This is a genomic window from Flexivirga sp. (assembly GCF_035551235.1).
GTDB lineage: Bacteria > Actinomycetota > Actinomycetes > Actinomycetales > Dermatophilaceae > Flexivirga.
In genome coordinates this window covers 43,142-62,766 of the sequence record NZ_DASZNO010000025.1, presented here as the reverse complement: position 1 = coordinate 62,766, position 19,625 = coordinate 43,142, and the positions used below count along the sequence as shown (strand labels likewise).

Genomic DNA, 19,625 nt, shown 5'->3' with positions numbered 1-19,625 from the left:
AAAAATGGGCGGTTTTTCGTGTCCCCTCGGACTTTGGGTGTCCTCTCGGTGAAGGGGGCGCGGTGGGGTTGGTCGGACTACCTCACGGCGGACGCGGCCAGCTCGTCGTCGGCGGCGGCGTCCGGCGGGGGCTGCTCGTCGGCGTGCCCGGGCCACCAGGCGAGGTGACCGATCAGCGCGGTGAGCGCGGGCGTGAAGATCGTCGCCATCAGGAAGGCGGCCATCACGATGCCGCACGACAGGGCGAAGCCCATCGACGACAGCAGCGAGTTGCCGGCCAGCATCAGCGAGCCGAACGATCCGGCGAGGATCAGGCCGGCCGCACCGATCGTCGGCCCTGCATGCCGTATGGCGACCGCCGCCGCATCCCGTGGCGACAGGCCCTGCTGCGCTTCCTCGCGCAATCGCGAGACCATCAGGATGTTGTAGTCGGTCCCGAGCGCCACCACGAACATGTACATGATCAGCGGCAGCATGAACATCAGGCCGCTCTCACCCTGAATCCCCTGGAAGATCAACGTGGTTGCGCCCAGCGTCGCGAGGAAGCCGAGGCCGACGGACACCATGAGGTACCACGGCGCGACGAGACTGCGCAGCAGCAGGCCGAGGACGATCATGATCAGGATCGCGGCTACCGGGAAGACCAGTGCGTAGTCGCGGTTCATCGCGGCCTTGATGTCGACGTAGACCGAGGTGATGCCTCCGACATACGCCTTCGAACCCGGGGGAGCATTCCCGTGCGCGGTGTCCCGCAACGGGCCGGCCACGGTGTCGAGCGCCTTGTCCGACTCGGGGCTGTGGGCCAGGATCACCGAGAAGTCGGCGGTCCGTCCGTCCTTGGACAGTTTCGGCTCGGCGACCTGGCCGACGCCGTCGACCTTCGCCAGCTTCGTCCTGTATGACGCGAGCGCGGCCTTGTCCAGCGTGGAGCTCGATTGGAGATAGACGTCCGTCGGCTCGGTCGCTCCGGCCGGCATGTCACGCTCCAGATCATGCAGTGCGACAACGGATTCGGCGGTCTTCGGCATCGACGAGCCGGCCAGGTCGAACGTCGGCTTGAAACCGATCGCGCTGACCGCGAGCACCAGCATGATGACGCCCGAGACCGCGGCGAAGACCGCCGGGCGCTTGCCGAGGGAGCGACCGATAGCGGCATACCGGGCGCCCGTGGGCTCCTGCTTCCACGCCTTGCTCGGCCAGAAGACCTTGGTGCCCAGCAGCGACACGACGGCCGGCACGAGGGTGAGGCCGGCTACGAGGGTGACGGCGACCGCGATCGCCAGCGACGGGCCCATCGCGCGCAGCATGCCGAGGGAGGACAACGCCATCGCGAGGAACGCGATGATGACCACGCCGGCGGCGGACGCGATGGCCTCGCCGACGCGTGTCACGGCGGTGACCATCGCCTGCTTCGGGTCCTCACCGGCGCGCAGGCGCTCGCGGTAGCGGAACATCAGGAAGAGGATGTAGTCGGTCCCGACGCCGAAGAGTACGACGATCAGCAACTGGTTGATCGAGCTGTCGGCCTTGAGTCCGAATCCCTTGGCAGCAAAGCCGATCAGGCCGTTGGCGACCTGGCTGACGATGCCGATCAGGATGATCGGCAGGAACGCGATGATCGGGCTGCGGAAGATCACCAGCAGCAGCACGATGATCAGCAGGATGGTGGCGATGCCGATGATGGCGTCGGAGTTGCCCGACGCCTCCTGCTGGTCCAGGCTCTGCGCGATCGCCCCCGTCGTGCCGACCTTGAGGTCGGTGTCGCGGGTGAGTTTGCGCAGCTCGACGCGCACGTCCTTGGCGGTGTCGTTGAGTTCCTTGTAGTTGCTGTTCGATTGCTCCGGAGTCTTGAAGAGCAACGTCTGCACGAGCTTCTTCGGCGACGCCGGCGCCGGGATAACCTGCTCGACGTTCTTGATCTTCTTGCCGGTGATCTCGGCTGCGAAGGACTTCACCTTCGCCTGGTCGGCAGCGGTGAGCGGCTTGCCATCGGTGCGCTGGAAGACACCGATCATCGACGGCGTGAACGCGGCCGGGAACGCCTCCTGCTGCAGGTTGGCGGCCTTGATGGACTCATAGTGGCGAGGCAGGAAGTCGCTCTCATCACTGCTGTTCGGCAGCGCAGGAGCGAACGCGACGATCGCGATGGCGGCGACGATCCAGCCCGCGATGATCTGCCACGGATGTTTGACGACATACCGGCCGAGGCTGGCGAACATAGCTCTCCCGAGGTGGTGGTGCGGTGTGCGGTGACGGGTTGCGCCGCGCGACAACGCGGCCCACGCTTCATCCTGCCCGCGCAGGCCGCCCGGCGCATTCGACTAATGGGTGAATTCATCTCCCTCTCAAGGGGGATACGCGGCGCTGGTCCGGCGCCGGGCCAAGGCCTGAGACGATGGCCCGGTGGAACCACCAGTCCTCTTCTCCGTCGCGCCCGACTACTACCGCTTCGCCGTGGCCGAGTTGCGTGCTGCGCTGGACGTGACCAAGGCGCAGCGCGTCGGTCCCGACGCGGGCATCGTGCACCTCGGCTCCGGCACGCTGCAGGATGCGGCGGACGCCTGCTGGGGTGGTGAGATCCCGCTGGTCCGGCATCTCGCGCGCGCCGACGCCGTGCGCGGTGCCGGCACCTTCGACTCCCCGGCGGACCTCGCGGAGTGGGCGGCCAGCGTGCTGCTGACGTCGCTGGAGGTCGGCGACGAGATCAGCCTGCACACCTGGGACAGCGGCGACGCCGGGTTCGCGCCCGGCAAGGTACGCCGGTCCTTGCTGGAACTGTTGATGGACAACGGGATTCGCGTGATCACCAGTGGCGCCGAGACGGTCGGAAGCCTGTGCATCGGCACCGACCGGATCGTGGCCGGCGTCAACCCGACCGACGCGTCGCTGTGCGACTGGGCCGGCGGCCGGATCCGGCTGGCGACCCTGCCCGAGCAGGTCTCACGTGCCGAGTTCAAGCTCGAGGAGCTCTTCTCGTATGTCGACGCACCGGACGGCGACGTCGCGGTCGACTTCGGTGCCAGCCCGGGTGGGTGGACGAGAATCGTGCATTCGCAGGGGTTTCGGCAGGTGCATGCCGTGGATCCGGCGGCACTCGACGACCGTGTGTTGGCGCTCGACGGCGTCATACATCACCGGCAGACGGCCGGCGACTTCGTCAAGGAGTATGACGGCGAGGCCGTCGACCTGATCGTCAACGACATGCGGATGGTGCCGCAGCTGACCGCGCACACCATGGTCGACGCGGCACGGCTGCTGCGGCCCGGCGGCCAGGCCGTCATCACCCTCAAGCTCGGCACGAACAATCCCGAGAAGCAGATCGATGATGCGCTGGAAGTGCTTGTGGCGGCATACGATCCGAGCTTCATGCGGCAGCTGCAGCACAACCGGCACGAAGTGACGGTCGTGGCGACCCGGCGTTAGCAAACCACCGGTCGGTAGAGGGAGGGGCTGCCGGCGCGGTTCCACGTGAGGAAACACCGTGATGGCGCTGCGACCCGTCGCGCGGATCGCTCATCAGTGGTTGAGTGATGCCATGGCTGAGACGGCAGACGTGACGACCGAGATCCTGACCGACGCTTTCACCCGGGTCCACGAGGGGCTGCCGGAGCAGCTCGACGGATTGACCGGTGAGCAGCTGCTCTGGCGACCTGCCCCGGACGCCAACCCGATCGGCTGGCTGGCCTGGCACCTGGCGCGTGTCCAGGACGATCACCTGGCCGGCGTGGGCGACCTCGAGCAGGTCTGGACAGGTGGCTGGTCGAAGCGCTTCGCGCTGCCGTATGACGAGTCGACGATCGGCTACGGCCAGTCCAGCGACGAGGTCGGAGCGTTCTCGGTGACCGACGTCGCGCTGCTCACCGGCTACTACGCCGACGTGCACGAGATGACGCTCAAAGTGTTGCAAACGCTGAAGACTCGCGCCGATTACGAGCGCATCGTCGACGAGCGCTGGGACCCGCCGGTGACCGCCGCGGTCCGCATCACATCGGTGATCGGCGACATCACCCAGCACCTGGGTCAACTCGCTTACGTACGAGGGTTATTGGGTCAACGCTGACCATCCCTTTAACAACCCCGAGCGGGCCGCATACGTCTACCCATATGAGAGGCCGGTCGGCGAGTGATCGACCGTGAGCAGGGATGAGCCGATGAATCGCACGTCAGTAGGTACTGCTCTCACCGCAACAGGCGTCGGTATGACGCTGCTCCTCGCCGGCTGTGGCTCGGGTGGGTCCGGCTCTGCCGGGGCCTCCCTTTCGTCGGCGACGTCGAGCTCGTCGCCGACGAGCGCGGAGAGTTCCTCGGCCGGTGACACGGCGAGCACGACATCGGACAAACCGACGTCGTCAGCAGCGACCCCGTCCGCGGGCAAGTCGACGGGCAATTCGACGGGCAAGTCGTCACCGGCCAAGCCGTCGGCGAAGCCGCCGGCACATCCGTCCATCCACCCTTCGGCGGGCGACAAGCCTGTTGCGCTGTGCAGCGTGGGCCAGTTGCGGATCACCGTGGGTCACGGCAACGCCGACATGCAGGGCTCGCACCGGCCGCTGCGGTTCACCAACGTCAGCGACAAGGTGTGCAAGCTGACCGGTGCCCCCGGGGTGTCCTATGTCGCCGGCAGCGACGGCCACCAGGTCGGAAAACCGGCGCAGCGGATCGTCGGACACCAGCCGATCGTGTTGATTCCCAACGCAACCGCGTCGGCGGGTCTCTTCATCTCTTCCGCGCCGCACAAGAGTGGCTGCGCGACGGTGACAGCGCGCGGCATACGCGTCTATCCGCCGGATTCCTACCAGGCGGCGTTCGTTCCGCTGTCCGAGGTCACGTGCACGACAGGCGGTCCCTACCTGAAGGTCGGCCCGATCCTGCCGGGCCCGAACAACACCGTATGACGAGAGACCGGGCCTACTCGGTCGCGGCCTCGAAGCGCACGATGACACCCTTGGAGGTCGGGGTGTTGCTGATAGCCGCCACACTGTCGAGCGGCACCAGCACGTTGGCCTCCGGGAAGTACGCCGCGGCCGACCCGCGCGCGGCCGGGTAGCCGACCAGCCGGAATCGCGGTGCCCGGCGCTCCGTCCCGTCGGTCCACACGCTGACCATGTCGACCAGGTCGCCGTCGGCGAACCCGAGTTCGGCGATGTCGTCCGGGTGCACCATCACCACGCGGCGTGCGTTGTGTATGCCGCGGTAGCGGTCGTTCATCGCGTAGGGGATGGTGTTCCACTGATCGTGCGAGCGCAGTGTCTGCAGCACGAGGTATCCCTTGGGCACAGTGGGCATTTCGAAGTCGTTGCAGGTGAAGACGGCCTTGCCGCTCGCCGTGTGGTAGCGCCCCTCGTTGACCGGGCTGGGTAGCCGGAAACCGCCGGCGGTGATGCGCTCGTTGAAATCCTCGAACCCGGGCACGACGCGGCCGATGCGGTCGCGGATCCGGTCGTAGTCGCCCTCGAACTCCTCCCAGGCGATGGGGTTCTGCGCGCCGAGCGTCCGTCGAGCCAGCCGCGAGATGATCGCGACCTCGCTGAGCAGTTCGGGAGAGGCCGGCTCGAGCCGTCCGCGCGAGGCGCTGATCTCGCTCATGGAGTTCTCGACGGTGATGAACTGCTCACCGGCCGCCTGTATGTCGCGGTCACTGCGACCGAGCGTCGGCAGGATGACGGCGGTGTCTCCGCACACCGTGTGCGAGCGGTTCAGCTTCGTCGAGACCTGCACGGTGAGTCGGCACGTACGCAGCGCCTCCTCGGTCACGTCGCTGTCGGACATGGCACGCACGAAATTGCCTGCCACGCCGACGAATACGCGGGCGGCGCCGTCGCGCATCGCACGGACGGCGTCGACCGAGTCGTAGCCGTGTTTCGTCGGAGGAGTGAAGTCGAACTCGTCGCCGAGCGCCTCCATGAACGACTCCGGCATCTTCTCCCAGATGCCCATGGTGCGGTCGCCCTGCACATTGCTGTGGCCGCGGACCGGGCACACGCCGGCGCCGGGTCGGCCGAGATTGCCGCGCAGCAGCAGGAAGTTGACCATCTCGCGGATGGTCGGCACACCGTGCTTCTGCTGGGTGATGCCCATCGCCCAGCAGACGATGACGGAACGGCTGGCCAGCACCCGGCGGTGCAACTCCTCGATCTCCGATCGCTTCAAACCGGTCGCCGCGAGAACCTCATCCCACGTGATCGAGCGCACGTGCTCGGCGAACTGCTCGAACCCGGTGGTGTTCGCGGTGATGAAGTCGTGGTCCAGCACCTGGCCCGGTGCTGCGTCCTCGGCCTCGAGCAGTAGGCGGCCCAGCATCTGGAAGAGCGCGAGGTCGCCACCGGGCCGGATCTTCAGGAACTGGTCGGCGATCTCGCTGCCACGCCCGACGACACCGCGCGGCTTCTGAGGGTTCTTGAAGCGCATCAACCCGGCCTCCGGCAACGGGTTGATGGCGACGATCCGGCCGCCGTTGCGCTTGGTCTGCTCCAGCGCCGACAACATGCGCGGGTGGTTGGTGCCCGGATTCTGGCCGGCGATCAGGATGAGGTCCGCCGAGTGGATGTCGTCCAGCGACACCGTGCCCTTGCCGACCCCGATCGTCTCGTTCAGTCCCGAGCCACTGGACTCGTGGCACATGTTCGAGCAGTCCGGCAGGTTGTTGGTGCCGAAGGAACGCGCGAAGAGTTGCAGCAGGAACGCCGCCTCGTTGCTGACCCGACCGGAGGTGTAGAAGAGCGCCTCATCGGGCGAGGACAGGCCGCGCAACTCCTCCGCGATGAGGTCGAACGCGCCGCTCCAGGAGATCGGCTCGTAGTGCGTGGCACCCGGTCGCTTCACCATCGGCTCGGTCAGCCGCCCCTGTTGGTTGAGCCACATGTCGGACTTGCCGTCGAGCTCGGCGACGGAGTGCTGGGCGAAGAAGTCACGACGGATGCGCCGGGTCGTCGCCTCGTCATTGACGTGCTTCGCGCCGTTCTCGCAGTATTCGTTCTTGTGCCGATGGCCCGGGTCCGGCCACGCGCAGCCGGGACAGTCGAATCCCTTGACCTGATTGATGTTCAGCAAGGTCAGCGCAGGTCGCTTCAGCCCGGCCTGCTGGACGGAGTACTGCACCGCGTGCGTCACTCCGGGCACGCCCGCGGCCCACGTCTTGGGCGGGGTGACCTTCAGGTCGTCCCGCGGGTCTTCCGTCGAGCCCATCAGTCGCTCCTCGCGTCGGCCGGCATACCGACATTAACCGGGCCCGCCCAGCGCTCAACGGCGGGACGCTGACGTCCGGGACCCGGCCGTTAGTCGTCGCTGCCCGACCGCTCAGTCGTCGGTATGGCGCATGCGGGCGTCCCGCCGGGGAGTTGCTGCCGGTGCCGCGCGACCCAGCCGTAGACGAGATCGGCGACCGGCTCCACGCCGGGCGCGGTGATGATCCGCCCGAGCACGCGCAGCGGCGCGGGACCGGTGCCCAGCGCCGCGGCGATCGCCCGGTGGCCGTAGACGATCGAACCGTCGGCGCGGAGGAAGGGCATCTCGGTCACGGCGCGTTCCGCCGAGACGCCGAGCGCCGCGAGATCGACCGACTGCAGTGCGGTGACCTCGACCTCGAGTCGAAGCCCCGGCGCCTTCGCCGCCGCGCGCGTGCAGAAGCCGCAGTCGGCGTCATACAGCAGGGTCGGGCGCATGTATCAAACGCTACTCGGCTGCCGTGACACCGCCGGTCCCGAGAGTCGATCCCACCTCCGGCAAACAGACAGAAACAAAACTGTGTATCTGTTGACATGTATGTGTTTGGGTGGGCAGACTGCTGTGAGCGGGTTCACATGACAGCTATCGGAGGCGAGCACATGCTCTACGCAGCGGAGCGGCAACAGCGCATCCTCGACGAGGCACGGCGTCACGGCCGGGTCGAGGTCAACGCCGTCGCGACCGAACTCGACGTGACCCCGGAGACGGTGCGCCGTGACCTCACGCACCTGGAGGGTCGAGGCCTGCTGCGACGGGTGCACGGCGGCGCCATACCGGTCGAACGGCTGGGCGACGAGCCGAGCCTGGCAACCCGATCGACTCGGCTCACGGCCGAGAAGAAGCGGATCGCAGCACGCGCGCTGGATGAGATCGAGGAAGGCGCCACCGTCCTGCTGGACGCCGGGTCCACCACCGGCGCGATCGCCGAGCTGTTGCCCTCCGACCGCGAGCTCACCGTCGTCACGAACTCCGTGCAGACCGGTGCCCTGCTGGCCGCGCACGACAAGCTCACCCTGTTCGTGGTCGGTGGTCGGGTCCGCAACCGGACCGGTGCGACGGTCGGGGAGTGGGCCGGGCGCGCACTCCGCGACATCACCGTCGACGTCGCGTTCATCGGCACGAACGGAGTGACGCCCGAGCACGGACTGACCACGCCCGACCAGGCGGAGGGGACCATCAAGCGCGCGATGGTCGGCTGTGCCCGCCGGGTGGTGGCTGTCGCGGACGCATCCAAGTTCGGCGTCGACCACTTCCACGGTTTCGCCGACCTCGCGCAGCTGGATCGGATCATCACCGACGATTCGCTCGATCGAACCGTCGCCGCAGCCGTCGAGGCTCTCGGGCCCGAGGTGACGCGCGCATGATCATCACGCTCACTCCCAATCCCAGCGTGGACCGGACGATCGCGTTCGACAGCATCCGCATCGGTGAGGTCCAGCGCGCCACCTCCAGCCGAATCGACCCGGGTGGCAAGGGGATCAACGTGTCTCGGGCTCTCGTCGCACAGGGGGCGAACACCCGAGCGGTGTTCCCCGTGGGCGGTCCCGAGGGCCGGCTGCTGGCCGAGCTGCTCGAGCTCGCGGGGGTCCCGCGGCGGGAGGTGCCCATCTCCGGCACGGGCCGGATCAACATCGCGGCGGTAACGCCCGACGGCACGACCACGAAGCTCAACGAGGCCGGGCCGCAGATGACCGGCGACGAGGTCGAGGCTCTTCTTGCCGCGACGTTGGACGCCGCGAGCCCGGGCGACTGGGTTGTCGGGTGCGGCAGCCTGGCACCGGGTGCTCCGATCGGTGTGTATGCCGACCTCGTCGGTCGCGCCCGCGACCTCGGAGCCCGCGTCGCCATTGACTCATCCGGTATGCCGTTCAGCGACGCCGTTGCGGCCAAGCCGTCACTCATCAAGCCGAATCACGAAGAGCTGGCAGAGCTCGTGGGGCGTTCCCTTCCCACCCTGGGCGACGTCGTCGCCGCCGCTCGCGACCTGGTCGGCGACGGGATTGAGATGGTCGTCGTGAGCCTGGGTGCGGACGGCGCGATCGCGGTCGATGCGGCCACCCATGCGACGACCTCCGACCCAGGCCCGCTGTGGGCGAAGGCGACCGTCGAACGACCGCTCAGCACCGTCGGCGCGGGGGACTGCCTGCTCGCCGGTGTGCTCTTCGGACTGGATGCCGGAGAGAGTCTCACGGCCTCCCTCGAGCGAGGTGTCGCCTGGGGCGCGGCCGCGGTGGGACTACCGGGAAGCCGGGTTCCCTGCCCGGCGGACACGGCGGCGATCGCCGTCACGACCTCCCGCTCACCGGACCTGTCCATGCCGATCCGGATGCCGACTCACACGCCCAGTCGCCCCACGGGCACCTCCGACCTCCCTCCGACCAACCACACCGTAAGGATCTGATCACCGTGTCCCTCATCACCACGGATCAGGTCGTCCTCGACCTGACCGGCGCGGACCGCCACGAGGCGACCGAAACGCTTGCCCGAACGCTCGCCGGGAGCGGACGCTGCACGGACGTCGAGGTGTTCCTCGCTGACGTGCGTGAGCGCGAGTCGAAGATGGCCACCGGGCTTCCCGGCGGCATCGGCATCCCGCACGCCCGCAGCGCCGCCATCACCGAACCCTCGCTGGTCTTCGGACGCTCGCGCGAGGGGATCGACTGGGGCGCCAAGGACGGTCCGGCGCACTTGATCTTCCTGATCGCGGCGCCGGAGGGCGGCGGCGAGGCGCACATGCAGATGCTCCCCAAGCTCGCAAAAGCCTTGATGAACAAGGACTTTCGGGCGCAACTGGAGTCCGCGACCACCAACGAGCAGGTCGTCGATGTCGTCAACTCGCATGTCCAGCTGGACGAGCCGGCCACTCCGACGGCTGAGCCCGCGCCGACCGCGGCCGCGCCCGTGCCGACCACAGAGGCGCCCGCGGCCAGGCAGCTGAAGTTCGTCGGTGTGACCTCGTGCCCGACCGGCATCGCGCACACCTACATGGCGGCCGAGGCCCTCGAGCGTGCAGCGGAGGAGGCCGGCCACACCATGAAGGTCGAGACCCAGGGCTCCGCGGGCAGCAACCCGCTCAGCCCGCAGGAGATCGCCGAGGCCGACGCGGTCATCTTTGCCCACGACGTCGAGGTGCGGGACAAGGTTCGCTTCCACGGCAAGCCGACGGTCGACGTCGGCGTCAAGAAGGCGATCAGTGACGGCCCGGCCCTGATCACCGAGGCCGAGCGTCTCGCCGCCGACTGGGAGGCCGACCCGAGCAAGGCACAGGCCGCTGCTGCGAGCGCAGGAGGCGGTGCGGGTATGGCGACCAAGGTCGACAACCAGGGCGGCGTCGGGACCCGCATCCGCCAATGGCTGATGACCGGTGTGTCCTACATGATCCCGTTCGTCGCAGCGGGCGGCATCCTGATCGCGATCGGCTTCATGATCGCCCAGGTCGCCGGCGGCAAGACCGGCGCGATCGACGTCACGAACCACTTCACGCTGGATCCCGCTTCGACCGCCAAGGGCGTCACGATCCTGCAGAACAGCTTCGACCCGAGCAGCGGGATGAACTGGGCGGCGTTGTTCTTCCTCATCGGGTCGGCCGCGTTCGGCTTCCTGGTGCCGATCCTGTCCGGTTTCATCGCCTACGCCATCGCCGATCGACCCGGGCTGGTGCCCGGCATCGTCGGTGGCTCGGTCGCCGCGACGATGCACGCCGGCTTCCTCGGCGGCATCGTGACCGGCTTCCTCGGCGGCTTCCTCGCCCTGTGGGTCGCGAGGTGGAAGGTCCCCAAGGGAGTCCGTGGGGTGATGCCGGTGGTCGTCATACCGCTGGTGTCGACACTGCTCACGATCGGACTGTTCATCACGGTCCTCGGCCGACCGATCAAGGGCCTGTCCGACGGGCTGGCGCACGCGCTCAACTCGATGAACGGCACGAGCGCGGTCGTGCTCGGACTGGTTCTCGGCGTGATGATGGGCTTCGACCTCGGCGGCCCGGTCAACAAGGTGGCTTACACGTTCGCCACGACCGGACTGGCCGCGGCCGGGACCGCGTCCAACGCGCCGCAGCTGAAGATCATGGCGGCGGTCATGGCGGCCGGCATGGTCGCGCCGCTCGCGATGGCGCTGGCGACCACGGTGCGCCCGGCCCTGTTCAGCGAACCCGAACGTGAGAACGGGAAGGCCGCGTGGTTGCTGGGCGCCTCCTTCATCAGTGAGGGTGCCATCCCGTTCGCCGCGGCGGATCCGTGGCGCGTGATCGTCTCCTCGGTCGTCGGATCGGGCATCACCGGTGCGCTCGCGATGCTCTTCGGGGCCACGCTGCGCGCACCGCACGGAGGAATCTGGGTGCTCCCGCTGATCGGCAACTTCGCGCTGTTCGTCGTCGCGCTCGTGATCGGTGTGCTGGTCAGCGCGGCCGTCGTCGTCGCACTCAAGCAGCGCGACCCCGCCCGGTTGACCACCGCCGAGAACGCCTGACCCGGGCAACCTGCCCAGCCGAACGACACCCCCGCCATACAACATCCAAGGAGAACTCTCATGGCACAGCGCACCGCAACCATCGCCTCGTCCGTCGGACTGCACGCCCGCCCCGCGGCACTCTTCGTCGAAGCCGCCGGTGACACTGGACTCGACGTCGAGATCGCCCGACCCGGTGAGGACCCCGTGGATGCGACCAGCATCCTGGGCGTCATGGCCCTGGGGGCCAAGTATGGCGAGGAGGTCGTCCTCACCGCCGACGGCGACGGCGCCGACGCGGCACTCGACAAGCTCGTCGCACTCCTGTCGCGCGACCTCGACGCGGAGGATCATGACCGGCGAATCAACGGAGACACTGCGCGGCATCGGGGTCAGCGGAGGCTCGGCCTACGGCCCGGTCGTCAAGGTGGCACCGGCCGTGCGGCCTCCCGAGAACGAGCCGGCCACAACTGATCCGGACGCCGAGCTGGTGCGGGTCAAGGCGGCATACGAGCAGGTGGCCACCGACTTGGAGGCGCGCGCCAGCAAGGCGGACGACACGGCGCAGCAGATCCTGAAGGCGACCGCGCTGATGGCGCGCGACAAGGGACTGCACAAGGCGACCGGTAAGCAGCTCGCCGCGGGCCTCGGTCCGGCGACCGCGGTCGACGCCGCGGTCGAGGAGTATGCCGCGCAGTTCGAGGTGCTCGGCGGGTACTTCGCCGAGCGAGTCGCCGACCTGCGCGACGTCGGGTCGCGCACCGTCGCGGCCGTCCTCGGTGTGCCCGCGCCGGGCGTTCCCGCCCTCGACGAACCGAGCATCGTCGTCGCCCACGACCTCGCACCGGCCGAGACCGCGACCCTCGACCGTGCCCTGGTCGCAGGCATCGTGACCGAGGCGGGCGGCCGCACCAGTCACACCGCGATCCTCGCCGCCCAGATGGGCATCCCGGCTGTCGTCCACTGCGGTGGCGCGCTGGGCATCGGCGCCGGCACCAAGGTTGCGCTCGACGGCGACACGGGTGAGGTCACGGTCGATCCCAGCGCCGACTTCGTGTCCCGTATGGCGCAGCGACGCGAGCGCCGCGCCGCCGCCCTGGCGTCGTCTGCCGGGCCCGGGCGGACCAGCGACGATCACCGGGTCGCGCTCCTGGCGAACATCGGCGGTGTCGAGGACGCGGTCGCGGCGGGCGCGCACGACCTGGAGGGTGTCGGGTTGTTCCGCACCGAGTTCGTCTTCCTGTCGGCCACGACCGCGCCGACGGTGGAGGAGCAGACCTCGATCTATCGAGCCGTCTTCGAGCCGTTCGCCGGTCGCAAGGTGGTCGTGCGCACGCTCGACGCCGGCGCCGACAAGCCGTTGTCGTTCGCCGACCTCGGGCCGGAGGAGAACCCTGCATTGGGACGTCGCGGGTTGCGGCTCTCCGCACTTCGCCCGGACCTGCTCGACACTCAACTCGCGGCCGTGGCGGCGGCCGCCCAGGTGACCGGCGCCGAGGTGCAGGTCATGGCGCCCATGGTCGCCACGGCCGAAGAGGCGGCGTGGTTCGCCCGGCGGGTCCGCGAGCACGGCCTGCCCAAGGTCGGCGTCATGATCGAGGTGCCGGCCGCCGCGCTCCGCGCGCGTCATGTGCTGGCCGACGTGGACTTCGCAAGCCTGGGCACCAACGACCTGGCGCAGTACACCATGGCGGCCGATCGCATGCAGGGAGACCTGGCGGAGCTACTGGACCCGTGGCAGCCCGCCGTCCTCGACGTGATCGCAGCGGCATGCGACGGTGGCAACGACATCAGCAAGCCGATCGGAGTGTGCGGTGAAGCTGGGGGCGATCCGCTGCTCGCGCTGGTCCTGGTCGGCCTGGGCGTGGCGTCCTTGTCGATGGCGCCCTCGAAGGTGCCGATGGTCCGCTATGCCCTCGGCCGCCATACCCTCGCTCGGTGCCGGCAGCTCGCCGCGCTCGCACGGGAGTCGCGCACTGCCGCCGACGCGCAGGCAGCCGTCCGGCAGGCGGCCGATCAGGACGTCGTCGACATCCTCTGAGTCGTCTCGCGTTCGCCCGCTTGGCGCTCGCGGTCAGTACGACGGGCAGGCACACGGGTGCGATCGTCGACACCATCTCTGGTCAGATCGCGGCGGTCGTCAGTCACGAGGAAACAAGCCTCGAGGAGATGAAACGAGCGTTTGAACGCACAGCTACAGAAGCTCGATCAGCGCGAGAACGCCTCATCGACCTGGCAGAAGGGTCTGCCGCCGCCGAAGACTCAGCAACGGCTGAACGCCCTTCGCACGGACCGCACGCGAATCAAGGCCCAGCAGGCCGATGCCGAGGATCGGCTGTCGGTCGGGGCAGCGGCCCTCCACATGCTGCTGAACTCTTGCACGAGCTTCCGCCGCTCTAGGCCACGTTGAACGACGAGTGCCGCGGCCTGGTCAACGATGCGCTCTACAAGAAGCTGTATCTGGACGAGACTGCGCTGAAGGTGACGGCGTTTAACCGCCGTTTGACGAGATCGCCGCTGTCGCCCGGACAGACCGGAGCGCCAGCCGCCGAACCACGTCCGGTGCGCTGGCGCTTCGAGACCTTATCTCTGGCGGTGGCGGTGGGAACCGTCGCGATCGAGCCCGCTCGTTCCTAACAGAATCGTCGTCTCGTGCTCGTCGTTGGGCCGGGATGCCGGCGCCCTTTGTCAGGCGAGTTCGAGGATTCTGAGCACGTCATCCGCTTGGAAGAGGTTGGCCCGCTTCAGTTTGCCGCCGGACGGGTGCAGCACTCCGGCGTTGACCAGAGACTTCAGGCACGTGTGCGCGGTCAACTTGGTGACCTGCAACTCATCCTGCAGATAGCCGATCGTGACAACCGGTTGCTGGATCAGGACGTCGACCGCCCGATGCACCGAGGAGTCGCTGCGGTGGCCGGACAGCACCTGTGACCAGCGGTCCAGTACCTCGTCGACCTGCTGGGTGAATTGTGTCGTGAAGTCCACGGCGCGGTTGACGAAGTCGAGCATGGCGGTGACGTACGCCGATGTCGCCGCGCGCCTGGTCGTGTTCATGCCGCCCGTCGTGCTGCTGCTGGCATTCCCGTCGTAGCGGTACGCCGTCAGTGCCTTGACGTACGCCTCTTTGTCGCGCTTCAACGCCGTCGACAGCGGCAGTACGCCGCCGGTGACGACACCGGCACGGTGCAACACGCCATGGAAGAGGGCGCGCCCGACGCGGCCGTTCCCGTCGGGGTACGGGTGCACCGTCTCGAACTGCGCGTGCGTGAGCAGCGCCGCGGCCAGCGGGCTGTCTCCGCTGGTGTTGATGTAGGACAGCAGATCGTCCATGTAGCCCGGCACGTCCTCGTGCGGCGGCGGCACGAACCGTGCCGTCAGCGCCGAGTTGCCGCCGATGAAGACAGGCTCGTGCCGGTAGCCGGTGCTCTTCAGTTCCGGGAGCAGCGTCTGGTGCACGCGGTGGATGTCCTCGTGCGTCCAGATTCCGTCCAGCCGTTCGATCGCGGTGCGCATGGCATCGATGTTGCGGGCGATCCGCTGGCCGGCAGTGCTGGCCCGTTCGTGGTCCAGCCGCGCGAGCATGATGTTGCGCGGCGTCTCGCGCTCCCCCTCCACCCAGGACGAGGCGATGCTCTCTGAACGGATCAGCGTTGCGTACAGCAATGGCAACGGCCGCGCCCGCAGTCGTTCGCCCAACACGCCTACTCGAGCCGTGGTGCTCAGCGCGTACTCGGTCGTTTCGGGGTCGAGCAACTGCAGGGCATGCGCCATATGGTCAGGGTGATACCGGCGGTAGAAGCCTCCTCGGCGTTCCGTGCTGGTCACTCCGGCGTAGTCGGGCTGGGCGTGCACCTCTTCCCAGTGCGCCACTGTGGACTCCTGCTCCGTTGAGAGGTATAGGCTAGGTGACTATCCTATACCTTTCAGGCATGGTGTGGGTTTCCCAGTCAGCTCCGGGCCCCGGTTTCTCGGGGTTTTTGCTGGTGGTGGCGGTGGCGGTGGGAACCGTCGCGATCGAGCCCGCTCGTTCCTCGCGTGCCCGATCGCTCCTCCCGGCATCCACTCGCCACCGCAAACAAAAATCCCCGGGAGCGAGCTCCCGGGGATTTTGTTTGGCGGTGGCGGTGGGAACCGTCGTCCGTGAGCTGCCTCGTCCCTCGGCACCTCACGGACTCCTCCCAAATCCCACTGTCTCCAATAAAAATGTAGGACCCGACGAAACTGCTGTCGGGTCCTACATTTTTTGGCGGTGGCGGTGGGATTTGAACCCACGGTGGAGTTGCCCCCACACAACATTTCGAGTGTTGCACCTTCGGCCGCTCGGACACGCCACCGCCGAAGAGGCTACCCGACGGTGCGCGTGACGCCAAAACGAGGTGTCGTGTGTCGTTTCGGGGTCTCGATACGGGCTCGTTCCTCGCCCTACTCGACCCGCTTGGTTGGTCTCGATACGCCGCTCGTGCCTCGCGGCTACTCGACCCGCAGGTGGCTCGTTCCGCGCGGCTACTCAGGGCGGCGCTCGACCCGCTTGGGGGCTACGCGGAGCAGCCGGGCGGCGGTGTGCTGGTGGTCGGGGGCGCCGACTGGATGGCCGGAGCCGCGTCACCGAGCACCACATCGACCGAGTCGTCGGTGCGGCCGTCCTCGACCAGTTGCGCGCCGGGCAGGTACTTCTTGACGAACTCGGTGGCGTTCTTCTTGCCGTTCGGGCCGAAGCGAATCTGACCGATGCCCTTCAGCCGTTCCTTGTAGGGGTCGTTGCTGACCGTGCCCACATTGAAGCCGTGCGACTTCATCGCGATGCCCGTTTGCTTGGCCTGGCTGCGGTCGGAGGCGTTGTAGACGTTCAGCACGAAGATCGACTGGGGCGGGGGAGTCGGCGTCACATCGCACGACGAGGACGCGGTCGGAGCCGCTTCGCCATGACGGTCCATGTAGGTGACGGCATACAGGAAGGCACCGAGCACCATCGCGACGGCGACGGCGATGACGATCATCGACCGGCGGTGCTTCCGGCGGCGGGCCTCGGCCAGGCCGCCGTCCCCGCGGACGTAGCTCACAGCGCTAGGACCCGTGCGTGCAGCACGGGTCGTTGTTGCAGCGCTGCGCGCAGCGCACGGTGCAGTCCGTCTTCAAGATAGAGATCCCCCTGCCAGGACACGACGTGCGCGAAGATGTCGCCATAGAAGGTGGAGTCCTCCGACAGCAGCGTGTCCAGGTCGAGCGTACGTTTGATCGTGACGAGTTCATCCAGTCGTACGACGCGCGGCGTGACCGTGCGCCAGTCCTTCGAGCTGACCAGACCGTGATCCGGGTAGGGTCGCCCCTCGCCCACCGCCTTGAAGATCACCGGGCCAGCCTAACGGCGCGTTCATCGACAATCCTCCGGGCATCGCCGTGGCGTGACTATTCTCAGTCAATGTGACTGAATCCACTGCTGGCGGACAGCTTGACCAGATCAAGAACGGCTACTCCTTCGAGGGAGCGGTGATCGAGCTCGGCGCTGCGGTCATCGACGACACCGCGCACGCGGACACGCCGATCCGACTCCCTGTCTCGATGATGAACCGGCACGGGCTGGTTGCCGGAGCGACCGGCACCGGCAAGACCAAGACCCTGCAGCTGATGGCGGAGCAGCTGTCGACCGCCGGTGTCCCGGTGTTCCTGGCCGACATCAAGGGTGACGTGTCGGGCATCGCCTCGCCCGGGGAGGGCGGCGACAAGGTCGAGGCCCGCGCGAAGGACGTCGGGCAGGAGTGGACGGCCAGCGGGTTCCCGACGGAGTTCCTCTCCCTCGGCGGCAAGGGCAAGGGCGTCCCGATCCGGGCGACGATCACCTCCTTCGGCCCCACGCTGCTGTCGAAGGTGCTCGGCCTCAACGACACCCAGGAGTCATCCCTCGGACTGGTCTTCCACTATGCGGACAAGCGCGGCCTGAGCCTGCTGGACCTCAAGGACCTGACAGCGGTCATCCAGTTCCTCACCTCGGACGAGGGCAAGGAGGACCTGAAGGGCCTCGGCGGGCTGTCCGCGTCGACGGCGGGCGTCATACTGCGCAACCTGATCGCCTTCTCCGACCAGGGCGCCGACGCGTTCTTCGGCGAGCCGGAGTTCGACACCGCCGACCTCACCCGTATGGCGGACGACGGCCGCGGCGTCGTCACGTGTCTCGAGGTGCCGGGCGTCCAGGACAAGCCCGCCCTCTTCTCGACCTTCCTGATGTGGTTGCTGGCCGACCTCTTCCACGACCTGCCCGAGGTCGGTGACGCCGACAAGCCGAAACTGGTCTTCTTCTTCGACGAGGCGCACCTGCTCTTCAACGACGCATCGCCGGCGTTCCTGACCTCCATCGAGCAGACCGTGAAGCTGATCCGCTCCAAGGGCGTCGGCATCTTCTTCGTCACCCAGACGCCGAAGGACGTCCCGAACGACGTGCTCTCCCAGCTCGGCAACCGGGTCCAGCACGCGCTGCGTGCGTTCACGCCCGACGACGCCAAGGCGCTGAAGGCGACGGTCCAGACGTTCCCGACCAGCGGCTACGACCTGCAGAAGCTGCTGACCTCGCTCGGCACCGGCGAGGCCGTCATCACGGTGCTCTCCGAGAAGGGCGCGCCGACACCGGTCGCGTGGACCCGGATGCGCGCTCCGCAGTCGTTGATGGCACCCTCGCCGGCCGAGACGATGGACGGCATCATCTCGAAATCGCCTCTCGCGGCGAAGTATTCGGAGGCGGTCGACCGGGAGTCGGCATACGAGATGCTCAACAAGAAGCTCGCCGACGCCCCGACCGAAGGGGGCGACGGGCCGGCACCCGAGCAGGCGGAGACCAAGGAGACCAAGCAGGCCGAGCCGCAGAAGAAGGACGAGCCCGGCATGGTCGAGCAGGTGATCAAGTCGCCGGCGTTCAAGTCGGCGCTGCGGTCGGCGGGCACGGTGCTCGGCCGGGAGATCACCCGCGGCATCTTCGGGACCGCCCGCCGCCGGCGCTGAGGACTAGCTGGAGGTCGCCGAGCCGCCTGATGACGACGCGGTGGCTGTGCATCTGGGCGTCGTCGGCTTCGGAGTCGGAGCCGGCGTCGCCCGTGCGACCGGGACGACCGTGCCGTCGACCCATTTGCTGCCGATGACGACGTCCACGGTGGCGTTCTTGCGACCGTCCGGGATCATCTTGACGCCCTTGAACTGCAAGGCTGCCCGCCGCGCCGCCGGCTCACCCTGCAACCCATAGCGTATGGCGACAGCGCTGTGCGGGTAGTAGCCGCGCTTCGGGTCGTTGCCGACGTTGTCGACCTTGAAGCCCCGTTTGCGCAGCTCGGCAGCCAACGACACCGCCGTGCCCGGGAGCACGTAGGCGTTGTAGACGTTGACGGTGATCTTGGACGGTGCAGGTGGCGGGACGGGCACCAGCGCGAACTTCGAGCCGATCACCAGGTCGACGCTGGGGTTGCTGCGGTCGTCCTGGGTGAGCTTGGCGCCCTTGACCTGCTGGGCGAGGGTGAGCGCGATCTGCTTGCCGTTGGGGCCGTAGCGGATCTCGGCGCGCTTGGGCGGTTCGCCGGGATTCGGGTCGTTGCCCGTGGAGATGATGTGGACCCCGCGCCAGGTCAGCTGCGATGCGACGCTCGCGGCCTGTCCGGTCTTGCCCCCGGCGTTCCAGATATTGGCATGGATGGAGTTGAGCGCAATCTTCATCGTCGGCACCGTAGGCGTGTCGAGACACGACTCGGATGTCGGATGACCGGGGTTCGAACTGCTGCATGAGGTGACCACGGGCAGCGTCAAAGCGATGACGACCGCAGCCCCCGCTACGCGCCTACCGGTCAACCCCATCGTTCCCACCTGTGCGCCACAACAAATCCTGTGGCACACAGTATGAGTCGTTCTTGGGTGGATCCCGAACACCATCTCATGGCGCGTTCATCACATGTCGGTGTCGATGCGCCGGCCGGCCTCCG

The 19,625-nt window shown here is 67.8% G+C and carries 16 protein-coding genes, 1 tRNA gene and 1 pseudogene; 10 read left to right on the top strand and 8 right to left on the bottom strand.

Going from position 1 to position 19,625, the window contains the following annotated elements:
- Positions 1 to 77 precede the first annotated feature (77 nt).
- The gene (locus VG502_RS07715) at positions 78 to 2,219 is read right to left on the bottom strand and encodes an MMPL family transporter (RefSeq protein WP_325549451.1); all 2,142 of its coding nucleotides are present in this window, start codon (positions 2,217 to 2,219) and stop codon (positions 78 to 80) included.
- A 184-nt stretch (positions 2,220 to 2,403) separates the two neighbouring features.
- Here VG502_RS07715 and VG502_RS07710 point away from each other — a divergent pair, with 184 nt between their 5' ends.
- The 3 genes from VG502_RS07710 (at position 2,404) to VG502_RS07700 (ending at position 4,895) form a co-directional block, all read left to right on the top strand.
- Positions 2,404 to 3,423 carry an SAM-dependent methyltransferase gene (locus tag VG502_RS07710; protein ID WP_325549450.1) on the top strand — a complete coding sequence of 340 codons (1,020 nt, stop codon included), beginning with the start codon at positions 2,404 to 2,406 and terminating at the stop codon, positions 3,421 to 3,423.
- Positions 3,424 to 3,535: 112 nt separating this feature from the next.
- Positions 3,536 to 4,060 (top strand): mycothiol transferase, encoded by a 525-nt coding sequence (locus tag VG502_RS07705; RefSeq protein WP_325549449.1) that lies wholly within the window; start codon positions 3,536 to 3,538, stop codon positions 4,058 to 4,060.
- 91 nt (positions 4,061 to 4,151) lie between these two features.
- The gene (locus VG502_RS07700; RefSeq protein ID WP_325549448.1) at positions 4,152 to 4,895 is read left to right on the top strand and encodes a DUF4232 domain-containing protein; all 744 of its coding nucleotides are present in this window, start codon (positions 4,152 to 4,154) and stop codon (positions 4,893 to 4,895) included.
- Positions 4,896 to 4,908: 13 nt separating this feature from the next.
- Here VG502_RS07700 and VG502_RS07695 read toward each other — a convergent pair whose 3' ends face one another.
- Positions 4,909 to 7,185, bottom strand: a complete 2,277-nt coding sequence (locus VG502_RS07695) for an FdhF/YdeP family oxidoreductase (protein WP_325549447.1) — start codon at positions 7,183 to 7,185, stop codon at positions 4,909 to 4,911.
- Between the two features lie 89 nt (positions 7,186 to 7,274).
- Entirely contained in the window at positions 7,275 to 7,661 is a 387-nt protein-coding gene (locus tag VG502_RS07690) for a thiol-disulfide oxidoreductase DCC family protein (RefSeq protein WP_325549446.1), read from the bottom strand.
- Positions 7,662 to 7,799: 138 nt separating this feature from the next.
- On the opposite strand from VG502_RS07690, the gene VG502_RS07685 reads away from it, so the two are divergent.
- The 6 genes and pseudogenes from VG502_RS07685 to VG502_RS07660 all read left to right on the top strand — a co-directional run bounded on the left by VG502_RS07685 (position 7,800) and on the right by VG502_RS07660 (position 14,307).
- Positions 7,800 to 8,588, top strand: a complete 789-nt coding sequence (locus VG502_RS07685) for a DeoR/GlpR family DNA-binding transcription regulator (RefSeq protein ID WP_325549445.1) — start codon at positions 7,800 to 7,802, stop codon at positions 8,586 to 8,588.
- Entirely contained in the window at positions 8,585 to 9,625 is a 1,041-nt protein-coding gene (locus VG502_RS07680) for a 1-phosphofructokinase family hexose kinase (RefSeq protein ID WP_325549444.1), read from the top strand. Before VG502_RS07685 ends, VG502_RS07680 begins: the two co-directional genes overlap by 4 nt.
- Before the next feature lie 5 nt (positions 9,626 to 9,630).
- A complete protein-coding gene (locus VG502_RS07675; RefSeq protein WP_325549443.1) occupies positions 9,631 to 11,691 on the top strand; it encodes a PTS fructose transporter subunit IIABC in 2,061 nt (686 codons plus the stop codon).
- A 60-nt stretch (positions 11,692 to 11,751) separates the two neighbouring features.
- Positions 11,752 to 12,018: pseudogene (locus tag VG502_RS07670) on the top strand (HPr family phosphocarrier protein); the annotation flags it as partial.
- 4 nt (positions 12,019 to 12,022) lie between these two features.
- A complete protein-coding gene (gene ptsP, locus VG502_RS07665; RefSeq protein ID WP_325549442.1) occupies positions 12,023 to 13,711 on the top strand; it encodes a phosphoenolpyruvate--protein phosphotransferase in 1,689 nt (562 codons plus the stop codon).
- 365 nt (positions 13,712 to 14,076) lie between these two features.
- Positions 14,077 to 14,307 carry a hypothetical protein gene (locus VG502_RS07660; RefSeq protein WP_325549441.1) on the top strand — a complete coding sequence of 77 codons (231 nt, stop codon included), beginning with the start codon at positions 14,077 to 14,079 and terminating at the stop codon, positions 14,305 to 14,307.
- Positions 14,308 to 14,358: 51 nt separating this feature from the next.
- On the opposite strand, the gene VG502_RS07655 is transcribed toward VG502_RS07660, so the two are convergent.
- The 4 genes from VG502_RS07655 to VG502_RS07640 all read right to left on the bottom strand — a co-directional run bounded on the left by VG502_RS07655 (position 14,359) and on the right by VG502_RS07640 (position 17,020).
- Complete coding sequence (locus tag VG502_RS07655) at positions 14,359 to 15,540, bottom strand: Fic family protein (protein WP_325549440.1); 1,182 nt, start codon at positions 15,538 to 15,540, stop codon at positions 14,359 to 14,361.
- Between the two features lie 374 nt (positions 15,541 to 15,914).
- Positions 15,915 to 16,004 (bottom strand) — tRNA-Ser (locus tag VG502_RS07650).
- A 201-nt stretch (positions 16,005 to 16,205) separates the two neighbouring features.
- Positions 16,206 to 16,730, bottom strand: coding sequence for a LytR C-terminal domain-containing protein (locus VG502_RS07645; RefSeq protein ID WP_325549439.1), 525 nt, complete (start codon positions 16,728 to 16,730; stop codon positions 16,206 to 16,208).
- The gene (locus tag VG502_RS07640; protein ID WP_325549438.1) at positions 16,727 to 17,020 is read right to left on the bottom strand and encodes a type II toxin-antitoxin system VapB family antitoxin; all 294 of its coding nucleotides are present in this window, start codon (positions 17,018 to 17,020) and stop codon (positions 16,727 to 16,729) included. Before VG502_RS07640 ends, VG502_RS07645 begins: the two co-directional genes overlap by 4 nt.
- Positions 17,021 to 17,091: 71 nt before the next feature.
- Between VG502_RS07640 and VG502_RS07635 the strand changes: the two genes are divergently transcribed.
- Positions 17,092 to 18,660: a helicase HerA-like domain-containing protein gene (locus VG502_RS07635; RefSeq protein WP_325549437.1), complete on the top strand. Its 1,569-nt coding sequence runs from the start codon at positions 17,092 to 17,094 to the stop codon at positions 18,658 to 18,660.
- A 3-nt stretch (positions 18,661 to 18,663) separates the two neighbouring features.
- On the opposite strand, the gene VG502_RS07630 is transcribed toward VG502_RS07635, so the two are convergent.
- The gene (locus VG502_RS07630; RefSeq protein ID WP_325549436.1) at positions 18,664 to 19,362 is read right to left on the bottom strand and encodes a LytR C-terminal domain-containing protein; all 699 of its coding nucleotides are present in this window, start codon (positions 19,360 to 19,362) and stop codon (positions 18,664 to 18,666) included.
- Positions 19,363 to 19,625 lie beyond the last annotated feature (263 nt).

Bases quoted from the DNA above. Each gene is read 5' to 3' on its own strand.
- VG502_RS07715 (WP_325549451.1), bottom strand. From the start codon at position 2,219: ATGTTCGCCAGCCTCGGCCGGTATGTCGTCAAACATCCGTGGCAGATC.
- VG502_RS07705 (WP_325549449.1), top strand. From the start codon at position 3,536: ATGGCTGAGACGGCAGACGTGACGACCGAGATCCTGACCGACGCTTTC.
- VG502_RS07700 (WP_325549448.1), top strand. From the start codon at position 4,152: ATGAATCGCACGTCAGTAGGTACTGCTCTCACCGCAACAGGCGTCGGT.
- VG502_RS07695 (WP_325549447.1), bottom strand. From the start codon at position 7,185: ATGGGCTCGACGGAAGACCCGCGGGACGACCTGAAGGTCACCCCGCCC.
- VG502_RS07690 (WP_325549446.1), bottom strand. From the start codon at position 7,661: ATGCGCCCGACCCTGCTGTATGACGCCGACTGCGGCTTCTGCACGCGC.
- VG502_RS07685 (WP_325549445.1), top strand. From the start codon at position 7,800: ATGACAGCTATCGGAGGCGAGCACATGCTCTACGCAGCGGAGCGGCAA.
- VG502_RS07680 (WP_325549444.1), top strand. From the start codon at position 8,585: ATGATCATCACGCTCACTCCCAATCCCAGCGTGGACCGGACGATCGCG.
- ptsP (WP_325549442.1), top strand. From the start codon at position 12,023: ATGACCGGCGAATCAACGGAGACACTGCGCGGCATCGGGGTCAGCGGA.
- VG502_RS07630 (WP_325549436.1), bottom strand. From the start codon at position 19,362: ATGAAGATTGCGCTCAACTCCATCCATGCCAATATCTGGAACGCCGGG.